Origin of the sequence: Flavobacterium sp. S87F.05.LMB.W.Kidney.N (assembly GCF_004366435.1) — a bacterium.
In the GTDB taxonomy this organism is placed as follows: domain Bacteria; phylum Bacteroidota; class Bacteroidia; order Flavobacteriales; family Flavobacteriaceae; genus Flavobacterium.
On sequence record NZ_SODX01000003.1, the window covers coordinates 1 to 21,545 of the forward strand.

At 33.7% G+C, this 21,545-nt stretch carries 18 protein-coding genes and 1 rRNA gene; 16 read left to right on the plus strand and 3 right to left on the minus strand.

Features of this window, described 5'->3' with window-relative positions; all coding sequences use genetic code 11:
- Positions 1-170: 170 nt before the first annotated feature.
- Positions 171-280 (plus strand): 5S ribosomal RNA (gene rrf / locus EDB96_RS09350).
- Between the two features lie 121 nt (positions 281-401).
- On the opposite strand, the gene EDB96_RS09355 is transcribed toward rrf, so the two are convergent.
- Entirely contained in the window at positions 402-1,418 is a 1,017-nt protein-coding gene (locus EDB96_RS09355) for a proline iminopeptidase-family hydrolase (RefSeq protein WP_134140387.1), read from the minus strand.
- A 201-nt stretch (positions 1,419-1,619) separates the two neighbouring features.
- On the opposite strand from EDB96_RS09355, the gene EDB96_RS09360 reads away from it, so the two are divergent.
- The 12 genes from EDB96_RS09360 (at position 1,620) to fsa (ending at position 17,199) form a co-directional block, all read left to right on the plus strand.
- Complete coding sequence (locus EDB96_RS09360; protein ID WP_057119764.1) at positions 1,620-2,069, plus strand: PepSY-like domain-containing protein; 450 nt, start codon at positions 1,620-1,622, stop codon at positions 2,067-2,069.
- Positions 2,070-2,218: 149 nt separating this feature from the next.
- Entirely contained in the window at positions 2,219-3,250 is a 1,032-nt protein-coding gene (locus EDB96_RS09365; RefSeq protein ID WP_057119761.1) for a LacI family DNA-binding transcriptional regulator, read from the plus strand.
- Between the two features lie 271 nt (positions 3,251-3,521).
- Entirely contained in the window at positions 3,522-5,672 is a 2,151-nt protein-coding gene (locus EDB96_RS09370; protein WP_057119759.1) for an alpha-glucuronidase family glycosyl hydrolase, read from the plus strand.
- 14 nt (positions 5,673-5,686) lie between these two features.
- On the plus strand, positions 5,687-6,424 hold the full coding sequence (locus EDB96_RS09375; RefSeq protein WP_057119757.1) for an SDR family NAD(P)-dependent oxidoreductase: 738 nt from the start codon (positions 5,687-5,689) through the stop codon (positions 6,422-6,424).
- A gap of 116 nt (positions 6,425-6,540) precedes the next feature.
- Complete coding sequence (gene uxuA, locus EDB96_RS09380; protein WP_134141133.1) at positions 6,541-7,701, plus strand: mannonate dehydratase; 1,161 nt, start codon at positions 6,541-6,543, stop codon at positions 7,699-7,701.
- Between the two features lie 188 nt (positions 7,702-7,889).
- The gene (locus EDB96_RS09385; RefSeq protein ID WP_134140389.1) at positions 7,890-8,999 is read left to right on the plus strand and encodes an endo-1,4-beta-xylanase; all 1,110 of its coding nucleotides are present in this window, start codon (positions 7,890-7,892) and stop codon (positions 8,997-8,999) included.
- Positions 9,000-9,251: 252 nt separating this feature from the next.
- Entirely contained in the window at positions 9,252-10,685 is a 1,434-nt protein-coding gene (locus EDB96_RS09390) for an MFS transporter (RefSeq protein ID WP_134140392.1), read from the plus strand.
- Positions 10,686-10,706: 21 nt separating this feature from the next.
- On the plus strand, positions 10,707-11,741 hold the full coding sequence (locus EDB96_RS09395) for a glycoside hydrolase family 43 protein (protein WP_134140394.1): 1,035 nt from the start codon (positions 10,707-10,709) through the stop codon (positions 11,739-11,741).
- 513 nt (positions 11,742-12,254) lie between these two features.
- A complete protein-coding gene (locus EDB96_RS09400; protein WP_134140396.1) occupies positions 12,255-13,262 on the plus strand; it encodes a GntR family transcriptional regulator in 1,008 nt (335 codons plus the stop codon).
- A 3-nt stretch (positions 13,263-13,265) separates the two neighbouring features.
- Complete coding sequence (locus EDB96_RS09405; RefSeq protein WP_134140398.1) at positions 13,266-14,747, plus strand: xylulokinase; 1,482 nt, start codon at positions 13,266-13,268, stop codon at positions 14,745-14,747.
- A gap of 9 nt (positions 14,748-14,756) precedes the next feature.
- Entirely contained in the window at positions 14,757-16,082 is a 1,326-nt protein-coding gene (gene xylA / locus EDB96_RS09410) for a xylose isomerase (RefSeq protein WP_134140400.1), read from the plus strand.
- A 460-nt stretch (positions 16,083-16,542) separates the two neighbouring features.
- On the plus strand, positions 16,543-17,199 hold the full coding sequence (fsa, locus tag EDB96_RS09415; protein WP_057119742.1) for a fructose-6-phosphate aldolase: 657 nt from the start codon (positions 16,543-16,545) through the stop codon (positions 17,197-17,199).
- A gap of 110 nt (positions 17,200-17,309) precedes the next feature.
- Here the strand turns inward: fsa and EDB96_RS09420 are convergent, their stop codons facing one another.
- Complete coding sequence (locus EDB96_RS09420; RefSeq protein ID WP_134140402.1) at positions 17,310-18,185, minus strand: LysR substrate-binding domain-containing protein; 876 nt, start codon at positions 18,183-18,185, stop codon at positions 17,310-17,312.
- 103 nt (positions 18,186-18,288) lie between these two features.
- Here EDB96_RS09420 and EDB96_RS09425 point away from each other — a divergent pair, with 103 nt between their 5' ends.
- Together EDB96_RS09425 and EDB96_RS09430 are read left to right on the plus strand one after the other, a co-directional pair.
- Entirely contained in the window at positions 18,289-19,038 is a 750-nt protein-coding gene (locus tag EDB96_RS09425) for an MBL fold metallo-hydrolase (RefSeq protein WP_134140404.1), read from the plus strand.
- Complete coding sequence (locus EDB96_RS09430) at positions 19,039-19,389, plus strand: gamma-glutamylcyclotransferase family protein (RefSeq protein WP_134140406.1); 351 nt, start codon at positions 19,039-19,041, stop codon at positions 19,387-19,389.
- A gap of 9 nt (positions 19,390-19,398) precedes the next feature.
- Here the strand turns inward: EDB96_RS09430 and EDB96_RS09435 are convergent, their stop codons facing one another.
- Positions 19,399-20,010, minus strand: a complete 612-nt coding sequence (locus tag EDB96_RS09435) for an RNA polymerase sigma factor (protein WP_134140408.1) — start codon at positions 20,008-20,010, stop codon at positions 19,399-19,401.
- Positions 20,011-20,289: 279 nt separating this feature from the next.
- Here EDB96_RS09435 and EDB96_RS09440 point away from each other — a divergent pair, with 279 nt between their 5' ends.
- Positions 20,290-21,438, plus strand: a complete 1,149-nt coding sequence (locus EDB96_RS09440; RefSeq protein ID WP_134140411.1) for a FecR family protein — start codon at positions 20,290-20,292, stop codon at positions 21,436-21,438.
- Positions 21,439-21,545 lie beyond the last annotated feature (107 nt).

The window sequence follows — 21,545 nt, forward strand, 5'->3', positions numbered from 1 at the left end:
TTTTCTCCCGGCTGCGGCCGGGAGAAGAAACTTTCTAAAATATATTTACTTTTCTTTATCTCAGTATGTTAAAATATTTGCCCGTCGCGGGCAGTCTTTAAGTCGAAAGATTAAAGAGTAAAGTCAAAGACTTTTACACTTTATGACCTTAGACTTTAGACTAAAAACCTTAAGGTGGTTATTGCGGCGGGGCTCACCTCTTCCCATCCCGAACAGAGTAGTTAAGCCCGCCTGCGCAGATGGTACTGCAGTATTGTGGGAGAGTATGTCGCCGCCTTTTTTTCAAAAACCCTGTTTCTGATCGAAACAGGGTTTTTTCGTTTTTATTGGTTTTTAGTTTAATGTAATTTCGGATTGTATTTATTGATTTTGAATCTAAATCCTGATTTATGCTTATGCCATTAGATTTTCTTGTCATTAACCTCATTTATAAATTTAATTACTCCATTCATAAAGATTTTTTGATCATCCCACATTGCTAAGTGGCTGCCATTTGGACAATATAAGTATCGTCCATTTTGAACTAATTTACTTTGTTCTTCCATAGCTTTTGGATCCATTGTGTCGTATTTGGCTCCTATCATTAAGGTTGGAATTATGATTTCATGTAATCTACTCTTAATATCCCATTTTGCTAATCTCCCGCTGATGCCAAATTCACTTGGACCTTGCATTAAGCTATAAATTTCTCCATTTATATGTTTGCTGGCACGATTTAATCCGTCTGGCCATTCTTTTAATCGGCACAAATGCTTTTTATAGAAATTGGGTATTAGTAATTCCATATATTTTGGATTATTGAAATCTTTTTTAACTTCTAAAGATCTTATTTGCCTAAGAATTTCTGGGTTCATTTGTTTTGCTAAAACCTCATCAGCATATTTTCCGTAATCTGGAGCACTTGCCATCATGTTAGAAACTAATAATCCTTTCATATTTTTTTGATATTTCAAGGCGTACTCCATTGCAAGAATTCCTCCCCATGAGTTTCCCAGAACATAAAAATTATCTTTATCTGCATTTATTGCTTTACGTACTTGTTCTACCTCATCGACAAATCGTTCAATTGTCCATAAACTACTATCTTTAGGCTGATCGCTGTAATAAGATCCCAACTGATCGTATTCATAAAATTCGAAGCCTTCTCGTTGAAAGAATGTTTCAAAACACTCCATATATTCATGCGTCATTGCAGGGCCGCCGTGTAGTAGAAGTATTTTGATTTTTGAATTATTTCCAAAACGTTTTGTCCAAACTTTAAATTCGCCAAGTGGAGTCTTTATTGGGATCATTTTTACTCCTGCAGATTCTACATCACCTTGATTGTAGCTGAAATAATTAGTAAGTTCATTCGATTGGTTTTCTTTTTTACAGGATGCTGTTAGTAAAAAAACTCCAAAGATCAGGATATAACGCATGGGTTTAAAATTTAGTAGTTTGAACTAATTTACAAATTATTTTCCATATCGATTTTTTTTCTTTTTTTGGTGAAATTGCAATGTATTAATCTTGTAATCAGTTGTATACATTGCATTTTAAAACACTAAAAAAATCTTAAATAGATTTGAATAAAAATTTTCTTGTAGTAAATTAGTAATACTATACTTAAATAAATCATTATGAAAACGAAAATATTTTTAGCCATAGGATTGTTAAGCTTAACAATCTCGGTCAGCGCACAGAAGAAGATCGAAGTATCAGAATTGCCAAAACCAGCTCAGGAATTTTTGAAAAAACATTTTAGCGAAACGACAGTCACAAGTGCTAGTAAAGATGCAGAACACGGTGAGAAAGGTTTTGAGGTAAAATTGCAAGACGGAACAGAAGTAGAATTCTGGAAGGATGGATCATATAGAGAAGTAGACGGCGGAGACAAACCAATTCCAACTGCTTTTATTTCAGATAATATTAAAGAGTATGTGTCAAAAAATTATCCGAATGAAAAAATTACTCATATTGATTATGGGCATAAAGATTTGGATGTGGATTTAACAAATGATATTGATTTGGAATTCACTAAAGAAGGTAAAATCCTTAAAGACAAAAAAAATGGCATAAAAGAAAAATAAAATTGATATTTACTATGCTTTGTTCGTCTAAAGTAAATCTTCAAATTAAAAGAAGGGCTTATTTTAGATGGACATTTTATTTTGAACCATTTCAGTAAAGCTAATCTTGGGAGAAAATAGTTTATATTTACATTTCTATTTTTTATTTCATGGAAGAAAATAAACATGTAACGATTTATGATATTGCTGAACGATTAAATTTGGCTACATCGACCATTTCACGGGCCTTAAAAGATCATCATACCATAAGTGATAAAACAATAAAGAAAGTGAAAAAAACTGCTGAAGAAATGGGATTTGTTCCTAATACTTTAGCAGCAGGTTTGCGAGGCAATAAAACCAGAACTATTGGTGTTTTGATTCCGACTGTTACTCAGCCATTTTTGTCATCACTAATTAGCGGTATAGAAATTACAGCTCAAAAGTCGGATTATACCGTAATTATTATGCAGTCGCATGATTCTTACGAAGAAGAAGTCAATATGGCTAAATCACTATACAGCAATCGTGTAAGTGGTGTGATTTGCTCTCTTGCAATGGAAACCAGAGATACAGCTCATTTTCATCAGTTTTCAAATAATAATATTCCGTTGGTATTTGTGGACAGGGTTCCTAAAGATTATAACACTTTTAGGGTTGTTATTGATAATTATACAGCAGGGTACAAAGCTACAAAACATCTTATAGAACAAGGATGTATTCGAATTGCTCATTTAACGGCTGGTTCAGAATTAGGTAATTTGTACAACGAAAGAAAAAGAGGTTATATCGAAGCTTTGAAAGATCATAATATAGAAGTTGAAGAAGAATTGATTATTAACTTGAATTCGGTTACTTACGAAGATGGTGTAAAAGCCAGCAATGCATTGTTTGATTTAAATCCAATTCCAGACGGTTTATTTGCACCTGGAGATATCCTGGCAGTAAGTGCTGTACAGACTGCAAAGAAACGAGGTATTAAAGTGCCAGAAGAATTCAAGGTAATTGGCTTTAATAACGATCCAATTTCACAGATTATTGATCCTAATTTATCTACAATTACACATCCCGCTGAGAAAATGGGAAAAGCAGCAGCTGATATTATTATCAAAAACCTGAAATCATCTAAAAATGATGATGCCAAGGAAATTACTTTTTTAAATACAGAAGTATTAGCTAGAGAATCTTCGCAGAAAAGTTAAAAATAGGATTTTAATACAAATTCAACCCAGTTAAAGCAGGATAGTTTTTATAATTATCCTGCTTTTATTTGTTATACTAATTATTTTTTGAAAAAAAGACAGCTAAAATTTTTTTCTTATATAACAATCTTATATTTTTACGCAACCGATTGCAATCAGTATTTTATTTCAGATAATGTATTTTTTAAATTAAAATTTTGTCAAATACTTTTATTAAGGAATTAAATATTGATTCTTTTAAAATAAAATTGTAAAGAATAAATTAAAACCAATGACTTCATTAAGATTTGTTTTCTTGTTTATTTTGATTTCCTTTTCAGCTTGGGCCCAAAAGGATTATAAATTGTGGCTTCAGTACAATGTTGTGAGCAATTCTGCAATTGCTTCAGAATATAAAAACAATCTTAAAAAAATTGTAGTCTTAGGAAATTCCGAAACCATAAAAATTGCTGAAAAGGAACTCAAAATAGGATTTTTAGATTTGTTCGGAAATATTCTTGAAATTAATTCGGATATAAAAGGAGAGAACAATTTAATAATTGGTTCACAATCGAGTTTAAATGCTGAAGTTAAAAAAGAAGTACAGTCTGATTTTGATAAAATAAATACAGAAGGTTTTATTATTAAATCTATTTCCCTTAAAAGCAAAAAACAAATCATTATTACGGGTAATAATGACATTGCAGTTTTGTACGGAGTTTTTAATTTCCTGAGAATATTGCAAACCAATAAATCAATCCAGAATTTAAATATTGTTGATTCTCCAAAAACAAATATCCGCATCTTAAATCATTGGGATAATCTCGACCGTACAATTGAAAGAGGTTATGCAGGATTTTCTTTATGGAATTGGCAGAAACTTCCTGATTTTATCGATCAGCGTTATATCGATTATGCAAGAATGAATGCTTCAATTGGAATTAATGGAACTGTTTTAAATAATGTGAATGCAAATGCTTTAATCCTGACCTCACAATATTTAGAAAAAGTTGAAGCTTTAGCGAATATTTTCAGGCCTTATGGAATTAAAGTATATTTAACTGCAAGATTTTCGGCACCAATTGAAATTGGAAAACTAAAATCTGCCGACCCCAAAGATCCTGAAGTGATGAATTGGTGGAAAAATAAAGCAAAAGAAATTTACAAACGAATTCCTGATTTTGGAGGGTTCTTGGTGAAAGCCAATTCAGAAGGTCAGCCTGGGCCTCAAAATTACGGAAGGGATCATGTTGATGGCGCCAATATGCTTGCAGATGCAGTTGCTCCTTTTGGAGGTGTAATTATGTGGAGAGCCTTTGTATATTCAGAACACGATACAAATGATCGTGCAAAACAGGCTTATGCCGAATTTCAGCCGTATGATGGAAAATTCAAAAAAAACGTAATTGTTCAGGTAAAAAATGGAGCAATTGATTTTCAGCCTAGAGAACCATTTCATCCTTTATTTGGTGCTATGCCAAAAACGCCTTTAATGATGGAATTTCAAATCACTCAGGAATATTTAGGATTTAGCACGCATTTGGTTTTTCTGCCCAAATTATTTCAGGAAGTTTTAGAATCAGATACGTATCAAAAAGGAAAAGGTTCAACCGTTGCCAAAGTTATAGATGGTACTTTATATGAAAATAAACTAACTGGAATTGCTGGTGTTGCCAATATCGGCAACGATTTGAACTGGACTGGGCATCCTTTTGCACAGGCAAATTGGTATGGTTTCGGAAGACTGGCTTGGAATCCGTATTTGGATTCAGAAACGATTGCCGATGAGTGGTTGAGATGTACTTTTTCAAACGATGAAAATTTTATAAAACCAGTTAAAAAGATGATGATCGATTCGCGTGAAGCCATTGTAAATTATATGACACCGCTTGGTCTGCATCATATTATGGATACAGGTCATCACTACGGACCGGGACCTTGGGTTTCAGATTTATCACGTCCAGAATGGAATCCTACTTACTATCATAAAGCGGACAAAAATGGAATTGGTTTCGACAGGTCAAAGTCGGGAACAAATGCCACTTCCCAATACGCGCCAGAACTAGAAAAGCTTTTTGATAATATAGAAACCTGTCCTGAGAAAGATTTACTATGGTTTCATCATATTTCGTGGGATTATAAACTGAAAAACGGTCAGACACTTTGGAACGGACTTTCGCTTAAATATCAGGAAGGTGTAAATCAGGTTACAGAGATGCAAAATGTTTGGAATAAAACAGAAAAATATATTGACTACGAACGTTTTAACGAAGTTAAAATGTTATTAGAAATTCAACAAAAAGAAGCAAAATGGTGGCGCGATGCCTGCTTATTATATTTTCAGCAGTTTTCTGGAAAAGAACTTCCTGAAGGAGTTGAAAAACCAACACAAACATTAGAATATTTTAAATCATTAAAATTCCCATTTGCGCCGGGAAATTAATTACATAATAAATTATGAGTAAAAAAACTGCAATTGTTACAGGAGGAAATTCAGGTTTAGGTTATGCCACAGCAAAAAAACTGTGTGATAACGGAATCAAAACGTATATAATTGGCCGATCGAAAGAGAAGACCGAAGATGCTTGTCGTGAAATTGGTGAAAATGCAATTCCAGTGATTTTTGATTTGAATGATTTGGCTGGAATTCCTGCAATGATTGAAAGTCTTACAAAACATGGTTCAATAGATATTTTGGTAAATAATGCAGGAATCAATCTTAAAAAAGAAATTCCAGACGTGACGGACGAAGATTTTCTTTCGGTAATTCACACCAATCTTTTGAGTGTTTTTACAGTAAGTAGAGAAGTGATTAAAAACATGAAAGAAAATGGCGGAGGAAGTATCGTTAATATCAGTTCAATGGCATCGCAATACGGAATTCCAAAAGTAATTGCATATTCTGCAAGTAAAGGCGCAATTGAATCTATGACACGCGCAATGGCAACAGAATTGGCTCCGTCTGGCATTCGCGTAAACTGTATTGCTCCAGGATTTATTAAAACTAAAATGTCAGCGGCAGCTTTGGATAATGATCCAGAAAGAAAAAATAAAGTATTGGGAAGAACTCCAATGGGATTTTTAGGAGAACCTTCAGATATTGCAGATGCTGTTTATTATTTTGCTTTAAACGAGTCAAAATATACAACAGGAACGATTTTGCCAGTTGATGGAGGAAATAGTATTGGGTTTTAATTGTGAAAATGCCACAAAGTCGCTAAGTCACAAAGGTTTATTTTAAAATATTTGTAAGAGAAAAACTTTGTGACTTAGTGCCTTCGTGGCATAAAAAAAAAAGAAGTATGATAAAAATGCAGCAAACCATGAGATGGTTCGGTCCTAATGACAATGTAAGTTTGACTGATATTAAGCAAGCTGGAGCAACGGGAATTGTAACCGCTTTGCATCAAATTCCGGTTGGTGATATCTGGACGATTGAAGCAATAAAGGAAAGACAAGAAATCATTCGGAATTATGGATTAGAATGGACTGTGGTTGAAAGTCTGCCTGTGCATGAAGAAATAAAAAGAGCCTCAGGAAATTATCTGCAATACATCGAAAATTATAAAATTAGTTTAAGAAATCTGGCAGAATGCGGTATCAAAATTATCACCTATAATTTTATGCCGATTTTGGACTGGGTTAGAACGAATCATAATTTTATCAACGGAGATGGAAGTAAGGCCTTACTTTATAATCAGGATGCTTTTACTTATTTTGATGTTTTTCTTTTAAAAAGACCGAGTGCTGAAAACGATTATTCTGAGATTCAAAAACACAATGCCTTAAACTTTGGGAATAAACTTTCAGAAGATGAAAAAGCATTATTATTTAAAAATGTTTTGTTGGGATTGCCGGGAAGTAAGGTCAACTTTACGGCAGAACAGATTTTATCTTTATTAGATAATTATGCCAATATTGATAATGAAAAATTGAGAGAAAACTTGATTTATTTTTTATCAGAAGTTGCTCCCATTGCGGAAGAAATTGGCGCAAAATTAGCGATTCATCCCGATGATCCGCCGTTTTCTGTTTTAGGATTGCCGAGGATTGTTTCTACAGAACAAGATATTAAAGCCATTTTTGAAGCTGTTCCATTACATGCAAACGGATTGTGTTATTGCACAGGCTCTCTGGGTGCAAATCCTAATAATAACCTGGAGAAAATAATAGACGATTTTGGAGACAGGATTCACTTTTTGCATCTTCGAAATACCATCCGCGAAAGCGAAACTATTTTCAGGGAATCAGAACATTTAAATGGTGATGCGAATATGGAAGCTATTGTAGAAAAATTATTGATACTGATGGATAAAACAAAAATAAGCTTGCCAATGCGTCCCGATCACGGATTTCTGCATTCAGCAGATGAAACGAAAGAAACCTATCCTGGATATTCTTTGGTAGGAAGACTAAAAGGTCTTGCTGAGTTAAGAGGATTAGAAATGGGAATTGCTTATAAATTAAAATAAAATAAACTTACGGTTTAGAAGATAAGTGTTCTATTTGTCATTCCGAGGAACGCGGAATCGCACGAGAAACTCTGCATAGAATGTCGCTAATCTTTGTCAAATCCTGAGTGCAATTTCTCCTTACTTCGAAATGATAAAACTGTGATCGTAGATTAGATAAAAACTATTAACTATTAAACCAAAAATATATGAAATTTATTAAACCTTATTTATTTGCCGTCACAACTTTACTGACTGTAAGCTGTACATCTCAAAAAGAAACCGCTTCACTAAAAGATGTTTACAAGAATGATTTTTACATAGGAACAGCTTTAAGTGCAGATCAAATCGAACAAAAAGATATCAAAGTGGATTCGTTGATTAAAAAAGAATTTAATGCAATTACAGCAGAAAATATCATGAAATCAATGTTCACGCATCCGCAGAAAGATAAATATGATTTTGTTTTATCAGATAAATTTGTGGAATATGGCGAGAAAAACAAAATGTTTATTCATGGGCACACTTTGATTTGGCACAGTCAATTAGCGCCATGGATGGAGAAAATTACAGACAGCACAGAAATGAAAGCTTTTATGAAAGATCATATCACAACTATTGTTTCTAAGTATAAAGGAAGAATCAATTCATGGGATGTCGTAAATGAAGCTTTAAACGATGACGGTACTTTGAGACAGTCTGTTTTTTTGAAAGCACTGGGCGAAAAATATTTAGTTGATGCTTTTAAACTGGCAGAAAAGGCAGATCCAAAAGCAGAGTTATATTACAACGATTATAATATCGAAGAACCTGCAAAACGAGCTGGAGCGATTGCTTTAATAAAAAGAATAAAAGCCGAAGGCGGAAAAGTTGATGGTGTTGGGATTCAAGGGCATTGGAGGCTGCAAAGTCCATCGATTGAAGAAATCGAGAAAAGTATTTTAGAATATTCTGCATTGGGAATTAAAGTTGCTTTTACAGAATTGGATATTACGGTTTTACCAAATCCGTGGGATTTAAAAGGAGCAGATGTCAATCAGAAATTTGAGGGAAATCCAAAAATGAATCCGTATTCTGAAAAGTTGCCAGATTCTATTCAAACAAAATTAGCAGAACGCTATGCATCTATTTTTAAATTATTTTTAAAACACAAAGACAAAATTAGCCGAGTTACTTTTTGGGGTGTTTACGATGGGCAATCCTGGTTAAATGACTGGCCAATTAAAGGCAGAACCAATTATCCGCTGCCCTTTGATGTTAATTTAAAACACAAACCAGCTTATGATAGCATTTTGAAGTTAAAAAATGCTGAAGAATAATTAGTTAAATATTGTTTCTATTAGAAAATTACTAACAAGCGGTTGTTTTTTAAAATATTATTGAAATAAAGTAAACTAAATTTGCATAATATGTTTTTTTACCTAATTTTACACAACCGATTGTTTTAATAAAGATTTTATTTCTGTCAGGTTTGAAAACCTTGCAGTAATGACTAAAAAAGCAGTGCGAACCAAGACCTACAATGTTTTGAAAACTTGCAGGAGAGAAGCTAACTAATCACAAAACCACTAATGACTAACATTTCACAAAAATTATCTATCAAAGAAAAAATTGGGTACAGCTTGGGAGACCTAGCTGCCAATTTAGTTTTTCAGACTTTGATGACATATCTGGCTTATTTCTACACTGATATTTACGGCTTATCGCCAACAGATTCATCTATTATAATGCTCGTCGTTGGGTTAGTTGCCGCTTTTATTTTTAATCCAATTATTGGAGTTTTAGCAGATAGAACCAGTACAAAATGGGGAAAATTCAGACCGTGGATTTTAGCAACTGCAATTCCGCTTGGAGTAGTAGCATTATTAGCCTTTTCAACTCCAGATTTCTCTTATAAAGGAAAAGTAATTTACGCAGTAGTAACTTATACTTTATTACTACTTTTTTATGCAGGAAATAATCTGCCTTATTCTGCTTTGAGCGGCGTTATAACAGGCGATATGTCCGAAAGAAACAGTATGTCTTCCTATCGTTTTGTAGCGGTTATGTTTGCTCAGTTTTTTGTTCAGGTTTTTATGCTTGGAATTATAAAAAGTGCAGGAAACGGAGACAAGGCAATTGGCATTGAAAAAGTAATGACAGTTCTAGCAGTTATTGGAACCATCATGCTTTTAATTACATTTTTGACTACCAGAGAAAGGATTATTCCAAAACCAGAACAAAAATCGAGTGTAAAAGAAGATTTAGGCGACCTAGTCAAAAACAGACCTTGGGTAATTATGCTTTCTCTTACTACTTTGGTTTTCATTACCTTGGCGATGAAAGGCGGTTCGTATGTTTATTATTTTGAAAACTATGTAGATAAAGAGCAGTTGGCAGTTTTTATTCAGCCTATTTTGGATACTTTATCAAATATCGGGTTGAATCATTTTGGAAATGATCCCGTTTCTGCAGGATTTGGATTGTTTAATGCCGGCGGAATTATATTTATGATCGTCGGAATTACATTATCTAAAAACCTGGCAGATAAATACGGAAAGCGAAATGTATTCAGATTGTTTTTATTTATTTCAACCTTATTTATTATCGCATTCTATTTCTACCCTCCAACATCAGTCAGATTGATGTTTTTCTCCCAAATTTTACATGGATTTTTCTACGGAATCACGATTCCAATTCTTTGGGCGATGATTGCTGATGTAGCTGATTATTCGGAATGGCTGAACAACCGCCGCGCAACTGCAATTATTTTCTCTGCAATGATGGTAGGTTTAAAAGCAGGATTGAGTATTGGCGGAGCCTTAACAACATTGTTTCTAGGTTATTTTCATTACGCTCCAAATTCGGCTGTACAGACAGAAACTGCCATTAACGGAATCAAATTATTGGTCAGCATCTTTCCTGCAATTCCATTTTTAATTGGAGCTGGATTATTGTTTTTCTATAAAATAAATAAACAGATGGAAGTGCAGATTGAAACAGAATTAAAAGAAAGAAGAACTTAATTATTAAACAAAGATATCACTATGCCTGAAGATAGTATTGAACAAATTAATTTCGAAGAAATTAATAAACTGGCAATTTCAAAGCCTTTAGTATCTCATATTTATACTGCAGATCCGTCTGCGCATGTATTTAATGGTAAAATTTATATTTATCCGTCGCATGATATTGATGCGGGAATTCCTTTTAACGATAATGGAGATCATTTCGGAATGGAAGATTATCATGTTTTCTCGATGGATGACATTTCATCAAAAGCCGTTGATAATGGTGTTGCACTTCATGTGAATGATGTTCGATGGGCCGAAAAACAAATGTGGGCGCCAGATGCTGCACATAAAAACGGAAAATATTATTTGTATTTCCCTGCCAAACGTGCCAACGGAATTTTTCAGATTGGAGTTGCTGTAAGTGATTCTCCAGTTGGGCCTTTTTTACCTCAGCCAGACGCCATAAAAGGAAGTTACAGCATTGATCCTGCGGTTTTTGAAGACGAAGACGGAAAGCATTATATATATTTTGGCGGTATTTGGGGCGGGCAATTACAGAAATATAGAAATAACAAATACAATCAAAATAACGAAGAGCCTTCTGGAAATGAACCTGCTTTAGGACCAATCGTAGCTTTGCTTCATGATGATATGCTTGAGTTTGCAGAAGATCCAAGAGAAATTAAAATTCTGGATGAAAACGGAAAAGATCTTTTAGCAGGGGATAACGACCGTCGTTTCTTTGAAGCTTCATGGGTTCATAAGTACAACGGAAAATATTATTTCTCATATTCTACAGGTGACACGCATTTTATTTGTTATGCTATTGGCGATAATCCGTATGGACCATTTACGTATCAGGGAAGAATCTTGAATCCGGTTGTAGGATGGACGTCGCATCATTCAATTTGTGAAGTTGAAGGTGAATGGTATTTATTTTACCACGATTCGAGTTTGTCAAAAGGTGTGACGCATTTAAGAAGCATGAAAGTTACCAAAATCGATTATCTTGAAGATGGTTCGATAGTGACGATTGATCCTTATGGGATAAGGAGATTGTTTGATTAGGATTTTTTAGTATAAAAAAATTTCACAAAAATCACAATCGGTTGTGTTGTTTGAAGTTTGAAATGAAATTTGAAGTTTGAAATGAAATAATATAATATAGGTCGCTCAGCTAGAGCTTTGCGACGATGAGGATGTCCTCTGGAGCTTTAGAGAAATTTATTTATAAATAATTCTAGTATTCCCAGCGGGGCGAAAATTTATAGAAACATTTATTGTATTAGTAACGAACTCCAAACGAGCGAAATATATCTTGAAAATATTTCGCTCCCTCCGAAGCTATTAAAATTATATAGAAAAGAATATCTAGCTTTTTTTTTGAAAACCGTCTGCGTGAGGGATAGTAGTGGAAAGCCCACAGCCTGACGAAGGAAGAGCGAGGACTTGAAGCGGATAGCCCGGCCGAAGGACACGCCCAAATTATTTTGATTTAAAAATTAACAATTTTAATGTCAAAAAGAATTTTTTATAAAATATTTTTATCTACTTTAGCATAACAGAACGGAACAGAACGGTATGCTAAAAGAAGAAGAAAAATTTGAATTTATAATCAATCATGATAGTGATATCCCGAAGTACCAGCAACTGGTTGACGGAATTACAAATTCGATTGCTGAGAATATTTTGCAAAAGGGAGATTTACTTCCGTCTGTAAATGTGATTTGTAAAACGTACCAGCTTTCGAGAGATACAGTTTTTAAGGCTTATTCGATTTTGAAAGAGCAGAATGTAATTGATTCGGTTCCGAATAAGGGCTATTATGTGGCAGGCGAAACGAGAAAAGTGCTTTTGGTTTTAGACACTTTTAAAGCATATAAGGAGGTTTTATACCATTCGGTTGTGAATAATCTGCCAGACAATGTGATTATCGATGTGCAGTTTCATCATTATAATATTGATGTTTTTAAAACGATTATCAACAACGGAATCGGAAAGTATTATAAATATGTGGTGATGAATTTTGACCACGCAGCTATTGCTCCAGCTTTGTCTGCGATTTCAAACGATAAACTGCTTTTAATTGACTGGAATATTCAAGCTGATAAAGCGAGTAATTATGTTTTTCAGGATTTTGGTAAGGCATTTTACGATTCATTGACACAAGCGGTTGATTTGTTTAAAAAGTATAAAAAAATAGATTTTGTTTATCCCGATTTTACGAATCATCCTTGGGAAACGGTTGAGTTTTTTAAGAAGTTTTGTGCTGATTTTAATTTTGAATATGGCATTATTACAGACCCTAAAAAGTTCAATATCGAAAAAGAAATTGCTTATATCAGTGTAAGTGACAGGATTCTAGGATATTTTTTGGAGCAGTGCAAAGAGAAAGATTTAGAACCTGGAAAAGACGTTGGATTTTTGTCTTATAACGAAACGCCAATGAAGAAATTTATATACAAAGGAATTTCGGTTGTGTCAACTGATTTTAAAGAAATAGGAACCAAAGCAGCGGCATTTATTACGCATGACGAAGATACTCAGTGTTATGTGCCGACAAATTTAATATTAAGAGAATCATTGTAAATTATGTATTATATCGGATATGATATTGGAAGTTCTTCTGTCAAGGCAGCCTTGGTGGAAGCAGAAACTGGTAAAAAAGTAATCGTTTTGAATGAACCGCAGAACGAAATGGAAATCCTTTCTATTCACCCAGATTGGGCAGAGCAGGATCCTGAAATCTGGTGGCAGCACATTTGTACGGCAACTAAACGAGCAATTAAAGAATCAAATATCGATGCATCGAAAATTCAGGGAATTGGAATTTCTTACCAAATGCATGGATTGGTGATCGTGGATCAAGAAAAAAAGGCACTTCGAAATTCGATTATCTGGTGTGACAGTCGTGCGGTAGAAATTGGTAATAAGGCTTTCGCCGAAATTGGAGAGCAAAAATGTATGGAGCATTTACTGAATTCTCCAGGAAATTTTACGGCTTCGAAACTAAAATGGGTAAAAGAAAACGAGCCTGAAGTGTATAACAAAATTGACAAATACATGCTTCCGGGAGATTACATCGCTTTGAAATTGACAGGCGAAGTAACGACAACCAAAAACGGTTTATCTGAAGGAATGCTTTGGGATTATAAAGAAAATAAAGTAGCAGACTGGCTTTTGGATTACTACGGAATCGATCAGTCTTTGACGCCAAAAATTGTAGAGAACTTTACAAATCAAGGAGTTGTTACGGAAGAAGCTTCGGCAGCATCTGGGCTTCCTGCTGGAATTCCAATTGTGTATCGAGCCGGAGATCAGCCGAATAATGCTTTGTCATTAAATGTTTTGAATCCGGGAGAAGTAGCGGCAACAGGCGGAACATCTGGGGTTTTTTATGCAGTAAGCGAAATGTCTTCTGGAAAAAGCACTCGAGTAAACAATTTCGTTCACGTAAATTACGAATTAGAAACGCCGAGAGTTGGTAAACTTTTAAATATTAATGGAGCAGGAATTCAATACAGATGGCTCCGTAATAATATGGGTAATGAAAGTTACGAAGTAATGAATGAAAAAGCTTCAAATGTCGAAGTAGGATCAGAAGGTGTTGTGGTAATTCCGTTTGGAAATGGTGCAGAGCGTATGTTCAACAACAAAAATATCGGAACACATTTTTTAAATCTAAACCTGAATATTCACAACAGCGCGCATTTGTTTAGAGCTTCTTTAGAAGGAATTGCCTTTTCGTTTGTGTACGGAATGGAATGTTTAAAAGAGGATAATGCGACGATTAATGTCATTAGAGCGGGGAATGATAATTTGTTCCGTTCTGAAATTTTCTCCAATACTGTGGCAACTTTAATTGGCCACGAAATTGAAATTTACAATACAACAGGAGCAGTTGGTGCTGCAAGAGCGGTTGGTTTAAAAGATGGTGATTATAGCAAATTTGGAGCTAATGTGAGTGACAATGATCATGTAATGACATTTTTACCACTTCACAACAAAGAACCATATGAGACTGCTTATCAAAAATGGAAAAAAGAATTAGAATTAATATTAACAAATAAATAAAAAAATCAAATGATAGTTTTAGGAGATAAAGAATACTACAAAGGTATTGGCCAAATTAAATTTGAAGGTAAAGAATCTGATAATCCGTTGGCATTTAAATATTACAATCCAGACCAAGTCGTAGCTGGGAAAACAATGCGCGAGCACTTTAAATTTGCTATCGCTTACTGGCATACTTTCTGCGGACAAGGAAGTGATCCATTCGGACCTGGAACACAGCAATTTGCTTGGGACCAATCTTCAGATCCATATCAGGCCGCTAAAGATAAAGCAGATGCTGCTTTTGAATTTATCAGCAAAATGGGATTCGATTACTTCTGTTTCCACGATTACGATTTAATTGCTGAAGGTTCAACTTTCGCAGAATCTGAAAAACGTTTGGCATTCATTACAGATTATTTAAAACAGAAAAAAGCAGAATCTGGAATTAAATTACTTTGGGGAACTTCAAACTGTTTCTCAAATCCAAGATTTATGAACGGAGCAGCTACAAATCCTGATTTTAATGTTGTAGCGAGAGCTGGAGGACAAGTAAAATTAGCTTTGGATGCAACAATCGCTTTAGGTGGAGAAAATTATGTGTTCTGGGGAGGTAGAGAAGGTTATATGTCTTTACTAAACACAGACATGGGTAGAGAATTAGACCACATGGCGCAATTCTTAGCAATGTCTAGAGACTATGCAAGATCACAAGGTTTTAAAGGAACTTTCTTCATCGAACCAAAACCAATGGAGCCATCAAAACACCAATATGATTTTGACTCGGCAACTGCAATTGGATTCTTAAAAGAATACGGTTTAGATAAAGATTTCAAAATCAATATCGAGGTTAACCACGCTACCTTGGCACAGCATACTTTTCAACATGAATTAGAAGTGGCTGCAAAAGCTGGAATGTTAGGAAGTATCGATGCGAACAGAGGTGATTATCAAAACGGATGGGACACAGATCAGTTCCCAAATAATATTCAGGAAACGACTGAAGCAATGTTGGTTTTCTTAAAAGCTGGCGGATTACAAGGCGGAGGAGTTAACTTTGATGCTAAAATTAGAAGAAATTCTACAGATTTAGAAGATGTTTTCTTAGCTCATATTGGTGGTGCTGATACTTTTGCAAGAGCTTTATTGACTGCAGATAAAATTATCACTTCTTCTCCTTATGAAAAATTAAGAAAAGAAAGATACAGCTCTTTCGATTCTGGAAAAGGAAAAGATTTTGCTGACGGAAAATTAAACCTTAAAGATTTATATGATATCGCGAACCAAAATGGAGAATTAACACTTCAAAGCGGTAAACAAGAATTGTTTGAAAATATCATCAACCAATATATTTAATTGGTTTAGATCTTCATATCAAACCTAACAGGTTTTCAGAGCCTGTTAGGTTTCTACAAAAAATATTTAGTGAGACAGCATACCTGAAATTTAAAGAGATAGTCAAATAACGTTAAGTTCTTTTGAAACTATTTTAAATATTTTTTTAAGATGAAATTTGAGAAATGTGTATTAAGATTATGACTTTTTTTTAGATTGAAATTTGATAAAAATAGCTCGAAGGTTTAGTTACTATTTTTTATAATGAAAACGAGGAAATAAGTCAGTTTAATAAAATAATAAGAAAGCATTTTATTGAAGGTTTTTTGAAGAACAGAATCATCGAAATGCACATTTGTTCTCACTAAAGTTTATACACAATCTTGTCATTTCGATTCCGATCCTTGGAATCAAAACGACAAATTACAAGGTTATACTCAAAATAAACCACTATTTAATCAAATTATTTAACCAAAAAACTATGAAATTTTTTATTGATACTGCGAATCTAGAAGATATTCGAGAAGCACAATCTTTGGGTGTCTTAGACGGCGTAACAACCAATCCGTCTTTAATGGCGAAAGAAGGAATAACCGGAAAAGAAAATATCCTTAAACATTATCTTGACATTTGTAACATTGTAGATGGTGATGTTTCTGCTGAGGTAATCTCAACCGATTATGAAGGAATGGTAAGAGAAGGAGAGGAGCTTGCTGCGCTTCATCCGCAGATTGTGGTAAAACTGCCTATGATCGGCGATGGTATAAAAGCCTGTAAATACTTTTCATCAAAAGAAATTAAAACCAATGTAACTTTAGTGTTTTCTGCAGGTCAGGCTTTATTAGCTGCGAAAGCCGGCGCAACTTATGTCTCTCCATTTTTAGGAAGATTAGATGATGTTTCTACAGATGGAATGCATTTAATTGAAGAAATCAGAGAAATCTACGATAATTACAATTACCAAACTCAAATATTATCAGCCTCAGTACGACATACTATGCATATTGTAAATTGTGCAAAAGTAGGCTCAGATGTAATGACTGGACCTCTGTCGGCAATTAAAGGTTTGTTGAAACATCCGCTAACAGATATTGGTTTGAAACAATTTGTTGAAGATGCTAAAAAAATGAATCTCTAAACTCTAAATACAGCATGGACCTAAGCCCTTTTCGTACTGAAAAGGGCTTTTTTTTTTAGCGATGCAGGGAATTTTACCAATAACAAATTTTAAAATAATGATGTAAAAACTTATTGCAAATTCTCCATCAACGTTTTCAAAAACGCAATAACCGCTTTTTTCTCATACACTTCTTTCAAAGAAATAAGCATCGCAGTTCTGGTCATGTTTTCTCCTTTTATGGGTATCGCATGCAAATCTTTTTCGTTTTCGATTGTTGTTTTAGTTAAAATGGTATGCCATTTTCCCGTTTTGATTAATTCAAGTAAAGTGGGAATATCATTAATTTCAATCGTAACTTCCGGATTGAGATTGTCTTTTTTAAAAGCTTTATTTATAAACTGTGTAGTACTGAAACCACTTGAAGGAAGTGCGAGCGGCAGAGAACTGACTTCACTCAAAGAAATACTTTTTTTAGTGCTAAATGATGTTTCGGTTGAGGTAACCAAAGCCATTGGAGATGTAAATAATTCCCTGTATTTAAAATGTGCTTCAGAAGCAATTTCTTCAAAAGTGAGAATCACATCAAGCTCAAAAAGATTTAGTTTTTGTATCAGTTCCTGCGAAGTTCCAAAGACGATTTCGAATTGAATTTTAGGATACTCTGAACTAAATAAAATCAAAGCTTTTGTAACCACATGACGAAGTGCGTATGTCACACCAATCGCTACTTTTCCATTTTCAAGATTATTCAAATCTTTTAAAAGTTCAAATCCGTCAGTTGCTTTGTTGACAGACTGCTGTGCGTAAACCGAAAATAAATCTCCTGCTTCTGTAAGTGTAATTCGTTTTCCAATTCTATTAAAAAGAGGTACTTGCAATTCATCTTCCAATTGTTTAATTTGCTGTGATAAAGTGCTTTGACTGATATGAAGCGCAGTTGCGGCTTCTGTAAAATTCAATAATTCTTTTGCTTTCAGAAAATATTTAAGTTGTCGAAGTTCCATTTCTAAATCGGTTTTATCGATTGATTTTATCGAAAAATAAGGTTTTACAAATATAAAAAATCTTAAGAACTTTGTATTGTCGCAAAATTAAAGCAGAACAAAAATGAAAATTATAGCTTTACAAGAAGGAAATTATATAGCTAATTCTAAAAAGGAGTTTAAGCTGATTACAAAAGAAACAACCGATACAGGTCTTAAAATGGCAATACAACCTTTTTTGGTCATTACAGATAATGATGTCATATTATTAGATTTGGGTTTAGGATTTATGAATGATGGAATTCCGTTTATTCATGAAATGCTGAAAAAGAATAATATTACACCAGACCAAATAACAAAAGTTTTAGTTTCACATCTGCATAAAGATCATATCGAAGGAATTGGTTATTTTGAGAATGGAAATTTCGTTTGTAATTTTCCAAATGCTAAGATTTACATTCAGGAACGGGAGATAGATTTTGCTTTAGAGCAAATCAATAATCCGTCTTATGTTTTTGAGATTTTAAATGAGCTGAAAAAACTGCCTAATGTAGAATTAATGCATAATGACAGCGGGCAGATTACTGATGAAATTTTCTACGAAGTTTCAGCCGGACATACCAAATATCATCAAGTTTTCTGGATCAAAGCCGATGATGAAATTGTTTTTTACGGCGCAGACGATTTGCCTCAAAAAATATACTGGTCAATGCACGTTGCTTACAAAACTGACTTTGATGGAAAACGCGCTATGGAATCACGAAAAAAATGGGAACAGCAGGCAAAAGACGAAAACTGGAAAGTGCTTTTTTACCACGATATGAAAATGCCAGTTCTGGAATTTTTTGAACAAAAAATGGAATACGTATCATAAATGAAAGATTTACAATCAATGCCTGCATTAATTATTTACGGTTCGCTGGCACCGGGCGAATCCAATCATTCTGTTATGAATCCTATTAAGGGAGAATGGCAGAAAGCAGCTATAAAAGGGAAATTGCAGGAAGGAGGCTGGGGATCATCTCTAGGATATCATGGTTTTATTCCTGTCAATGCAGAAGAGGCAGAAACTATCAATTGTTATGTACTTTTTTCTAATGATCTAACAGCAAATTGGGATTATCTTGACGAATTTGAAGGCGACGGTTATATGCGAATTCAAACGGAATATGAACTCGAAAACGGAAAAAAGGGAACAGGATTTATTTATGCTTTAAAACAATAAAAGGAAAATTCAGATTAAATTATTTAGTCTGAATTTTTTTTTAGCTGAAAATAACAAAAACAATACACTCCTTACTTTTTCTTCTAAAGAAGAACGGAGAATAGAAAAAGCTTTAGTAATCTGAGCTTCAACCGTTTTTATAGAAACGTCTAAATGTTCTGCAATTTCAATATTAGTCAAACCTTCTTTTTTACTCAAAATGAAAACCTCTTTACATTTTGGAGGAAGATTTTGAATCTCTTTATTTACCGCATTTAAAACTCTCTGAAAAGCTTCTGAATTATCTTCCTGAACGATTCCGTTCAAAGCATCATAATATGATTTTTCTAAAGAAAATAAAGATTGATTTTTTCTGTACAAATCTATAAACTCATTGTAAGTCAGTTTGTAAAGAAAACTTTTCAAGGCATGATCCGATTTTAATCGCGTACGATGTTCCCAAACTTTAATAAAAACATTTTGCACAATGTCTTCGGCACTGTACACATTTTTGACTAAACTGTTGGCGTAAACGCAAAGTTGATGATGATAAGTATCGATTAAATAAGTATACGCCGTTTCATCTCCATTTCTGAGAGACTCAATCAGTTTATCATTATCGTTGTAATCATCAGTTTTCATAGAAACAAATATATAAATTAATAGGTTTTAGGGCTTAAATTAGACTGTATTTGGTTCAATTTTCCCGATTTTTTGATTTTCTATTTGAAAATTATTACAAATAAAAGGAGCAAAAAATGCAAAAGTAAAACCATTTACCCTTTTATTTCTATCAAATTAGTAGTGTTTGTTGAAAGAAAAAACTTGTGAAAAGAAAAAAAATCAGCAAAATGAAAAAAACTTTATCAAATTGTTAGGGTTTTGTTTTTTTGCTTCGTAATAATATTAAAAACAACAAAAATGACAGTGAAAAAATCAGAGCGGTTAATCGTTAAATTTATCACAAATCAGGCAAGTCAGGAAGAAATTGAGAAGCTGACAGAATGGTTAAAAGAAGATGAAAACCAAATTGTGTTTAAGGATTTTGTGAAAACCAATTACGCAATAGATACTGCTATGAACAATTTTGATTCTACCGAAGTAAGAAAACAGCTTTCTCAAAGAATTCAAAACGAAAATAATGTTTTTGCAAAAAGAAGATTTTCATCTTATTATAAATATGCAGCGATTTTGATTGTGGCTCTGGGAGGATTTTATCTTTATAAAAATTCAGAATCTTCACCTTCAAAGCAAAATGTAGTGATTCCGAGAGAAGATGAAATTGTACTGCAGCTAGGAAATGAATCGCAAACTCTTGATCCTAATGAAGCCAGAAATGTAACCGACAAAAATGGAAACATCATTGGTAAACAAGAAAAAAATAGATTGGTTTATAACAAAGCTTATTCTGAAGGAGAGCTGGTTTATAATGTCCTTAGAATTCCATATGGTAAAAAGTTTGAAGTGCAATTATCAGACGGCACATTGGTGCATTTAAACGCTGGGACTTCATTTCGATATCCAGTGCAATTTGTAAAAAATCAAAACCGACAAGTTTATCTTCTTGGAGAAGGCTATTTTGAAGTAGAAAAAGACAAGCAGCATCCGTTTATGATTAATACACAAAATGTAAACGTTGAGGTTTTGGGAACCAAATTTAACGTAGATACATATACTGAAAATATAAGTACTGATGTGGTTTTGGTCGAAGGAAAAGTATCGCTTTATAAAGATCAGAAAGCAAAAGAAAATCCTGTTTACTTAAAACCTGGTGAAAAAGGATCGACTATAAAAAGTCGTTCAGAAATTAAAATAGAACAAGTTAATACAGACTATTATACGGCTTGGGTAAAAGGAAGCTTAGTGTTTAAAAATGCTTCGTTTAATGATATTATCAAGAAGCTGGAACGTCATTATAATGTCACGTTTATAAACCGAAATAAAATGCTCGGAAAAGAAATTTTCAATGCCCGATTTGATAACGAACCCATCGAAGTGGTTTTGAAATATTTTAGTGATAGTTACGCAATAGATTATATCATTGACAGGGATAAAATCACGATTAAGTAAGTTGTTAGTTATTAGTTGTTAGTTGTTAGTTGTTAGTAGTTAGTAGTTAGTTTGAATGTTAATACTCTAAAATCTGCAATCTAAAATCTAAAATCACCAATCTAAAA

Bases quoted from the DNA above. Each gene is read 5' to 3' on its own strand.
- EDB96_RS09385 (WP_134140389.1), top strand. From the start codon at position 7,890: ATGAAATTTATTAAACCTTATTTATTTGCCGTCACAACTTTACTGACT.
- EDB96_RS09430 (WP_134140406.1), top strand. From the start codon at position 19,039: ATGAAAGATTTACAATCAATGCCTGCATTAATTATTTACGGTTCGCTG.
- EDB96_RS09395 (WP_134140394.1), top strand. From the start codon at position 10,707: ATGCCTGAAGATAGTATTGAACAAATTAATTTCGAAGAAATTAATAAA.
- xylA (WP_134140400.1), top strand. From the start codon at position 14,757: ATGATAGTTTTAGGAGATAAAGAATACTACAAAGGTATTGGCCAAATT.
- fsa (WP_057119742.1), top strand. From the start codon at position 16,543: ATGAAATTTTTTATTGATACTGCGAATCTAGAAGATATTCGAGAAGCA.
- EDB96_RS09365 (WP_057119761.1), top strand. From the start codon at position 2,219: ATGGAAGAAAATAAACATGTAACGATTTATGATATTGCTGAACGATTA.
- EDB96_RS09390 (WP_134140392.1), top strand. From the start codon at position 9,252: ATGACTAACATTTCACAAAAATTATCTATCAAAGAAAAAATTGGGTAC.
- EDB96_RS09435 (WP_134140408.1), bottom strand. From the start codon at position 20,010: ATGAAAACTGATGATTACAACGATAATGATAAACTGATTGAGTCTCTC.
- uxuA (WP_134141133.1), top strand. From the start codon at position 6,541: ATGCAGCAAACCATGAGATGGTTCGGTCCTAATGACAATGTAAGTTTG.
- EDB96_RS09360 (WP_057119764.1), top strand. From the start codon at position 1,620: ATGAAAACGAAAATATTTTTAGCCATAGGATTGTTAAGCTTAACAATC.
- EDB96_RS09355 (WP_134140387.1), bottom strand. From the start codon at position 1,418: ATGCGTTATATCCTGATCTTTGGAGTTTTTTTACTAACAGCATCCTGT.
- EDB96_RS09400 (WP_134140396.1), top strand. From the start codon at position 12,255: ATGCTAAAAGAAGAAGAAAAATTTGAATTTATAATCAATCATGATAGT.
- EDB96_RS09420 (WP_134140402.1), bottom strand. From the start codon at position 18,185: ATGGAACTTCGACAACTTAAATATTTTCTGAAAGCAAAAGAATTATTG.
- EDB96_RS09405 (WP_134140398.1), top strand. From the start codon at position 13,266: ATGTATTATATCGGATATGATATTGGAAGTTCTTCTGTCAAGGCAGCC.
- EDB96_RS09440 (WP_134140411.1), top strand. From the start codon at position 20,290: ATGACAGTGAAAAAATCAGAGCGGTTAATCGTTAAATTTATCACAAAT.
- EDB96_RS09425 (WP_134140404.1), top strand. From the start codon at position 18,289: ATGAAAATTATAGCTTTACAAGAAGGAAATTATATAGCTAATTCTAAA.
- EDB96_RS09375 (WP_057119757.1), top strand. From the start codon at position 5,687: ATGAGTAAAAAAACTGCAATTGTTACAGGAGGAAATTCAGGTTTAGGT.
- EDB96_RS09370 (WP_057119759.1), top strand. From the start codon at position 3,522: ATGACTTCATTAAGATTTGTTTTCTTGTTTATTTTGATTTCCTTTTCA.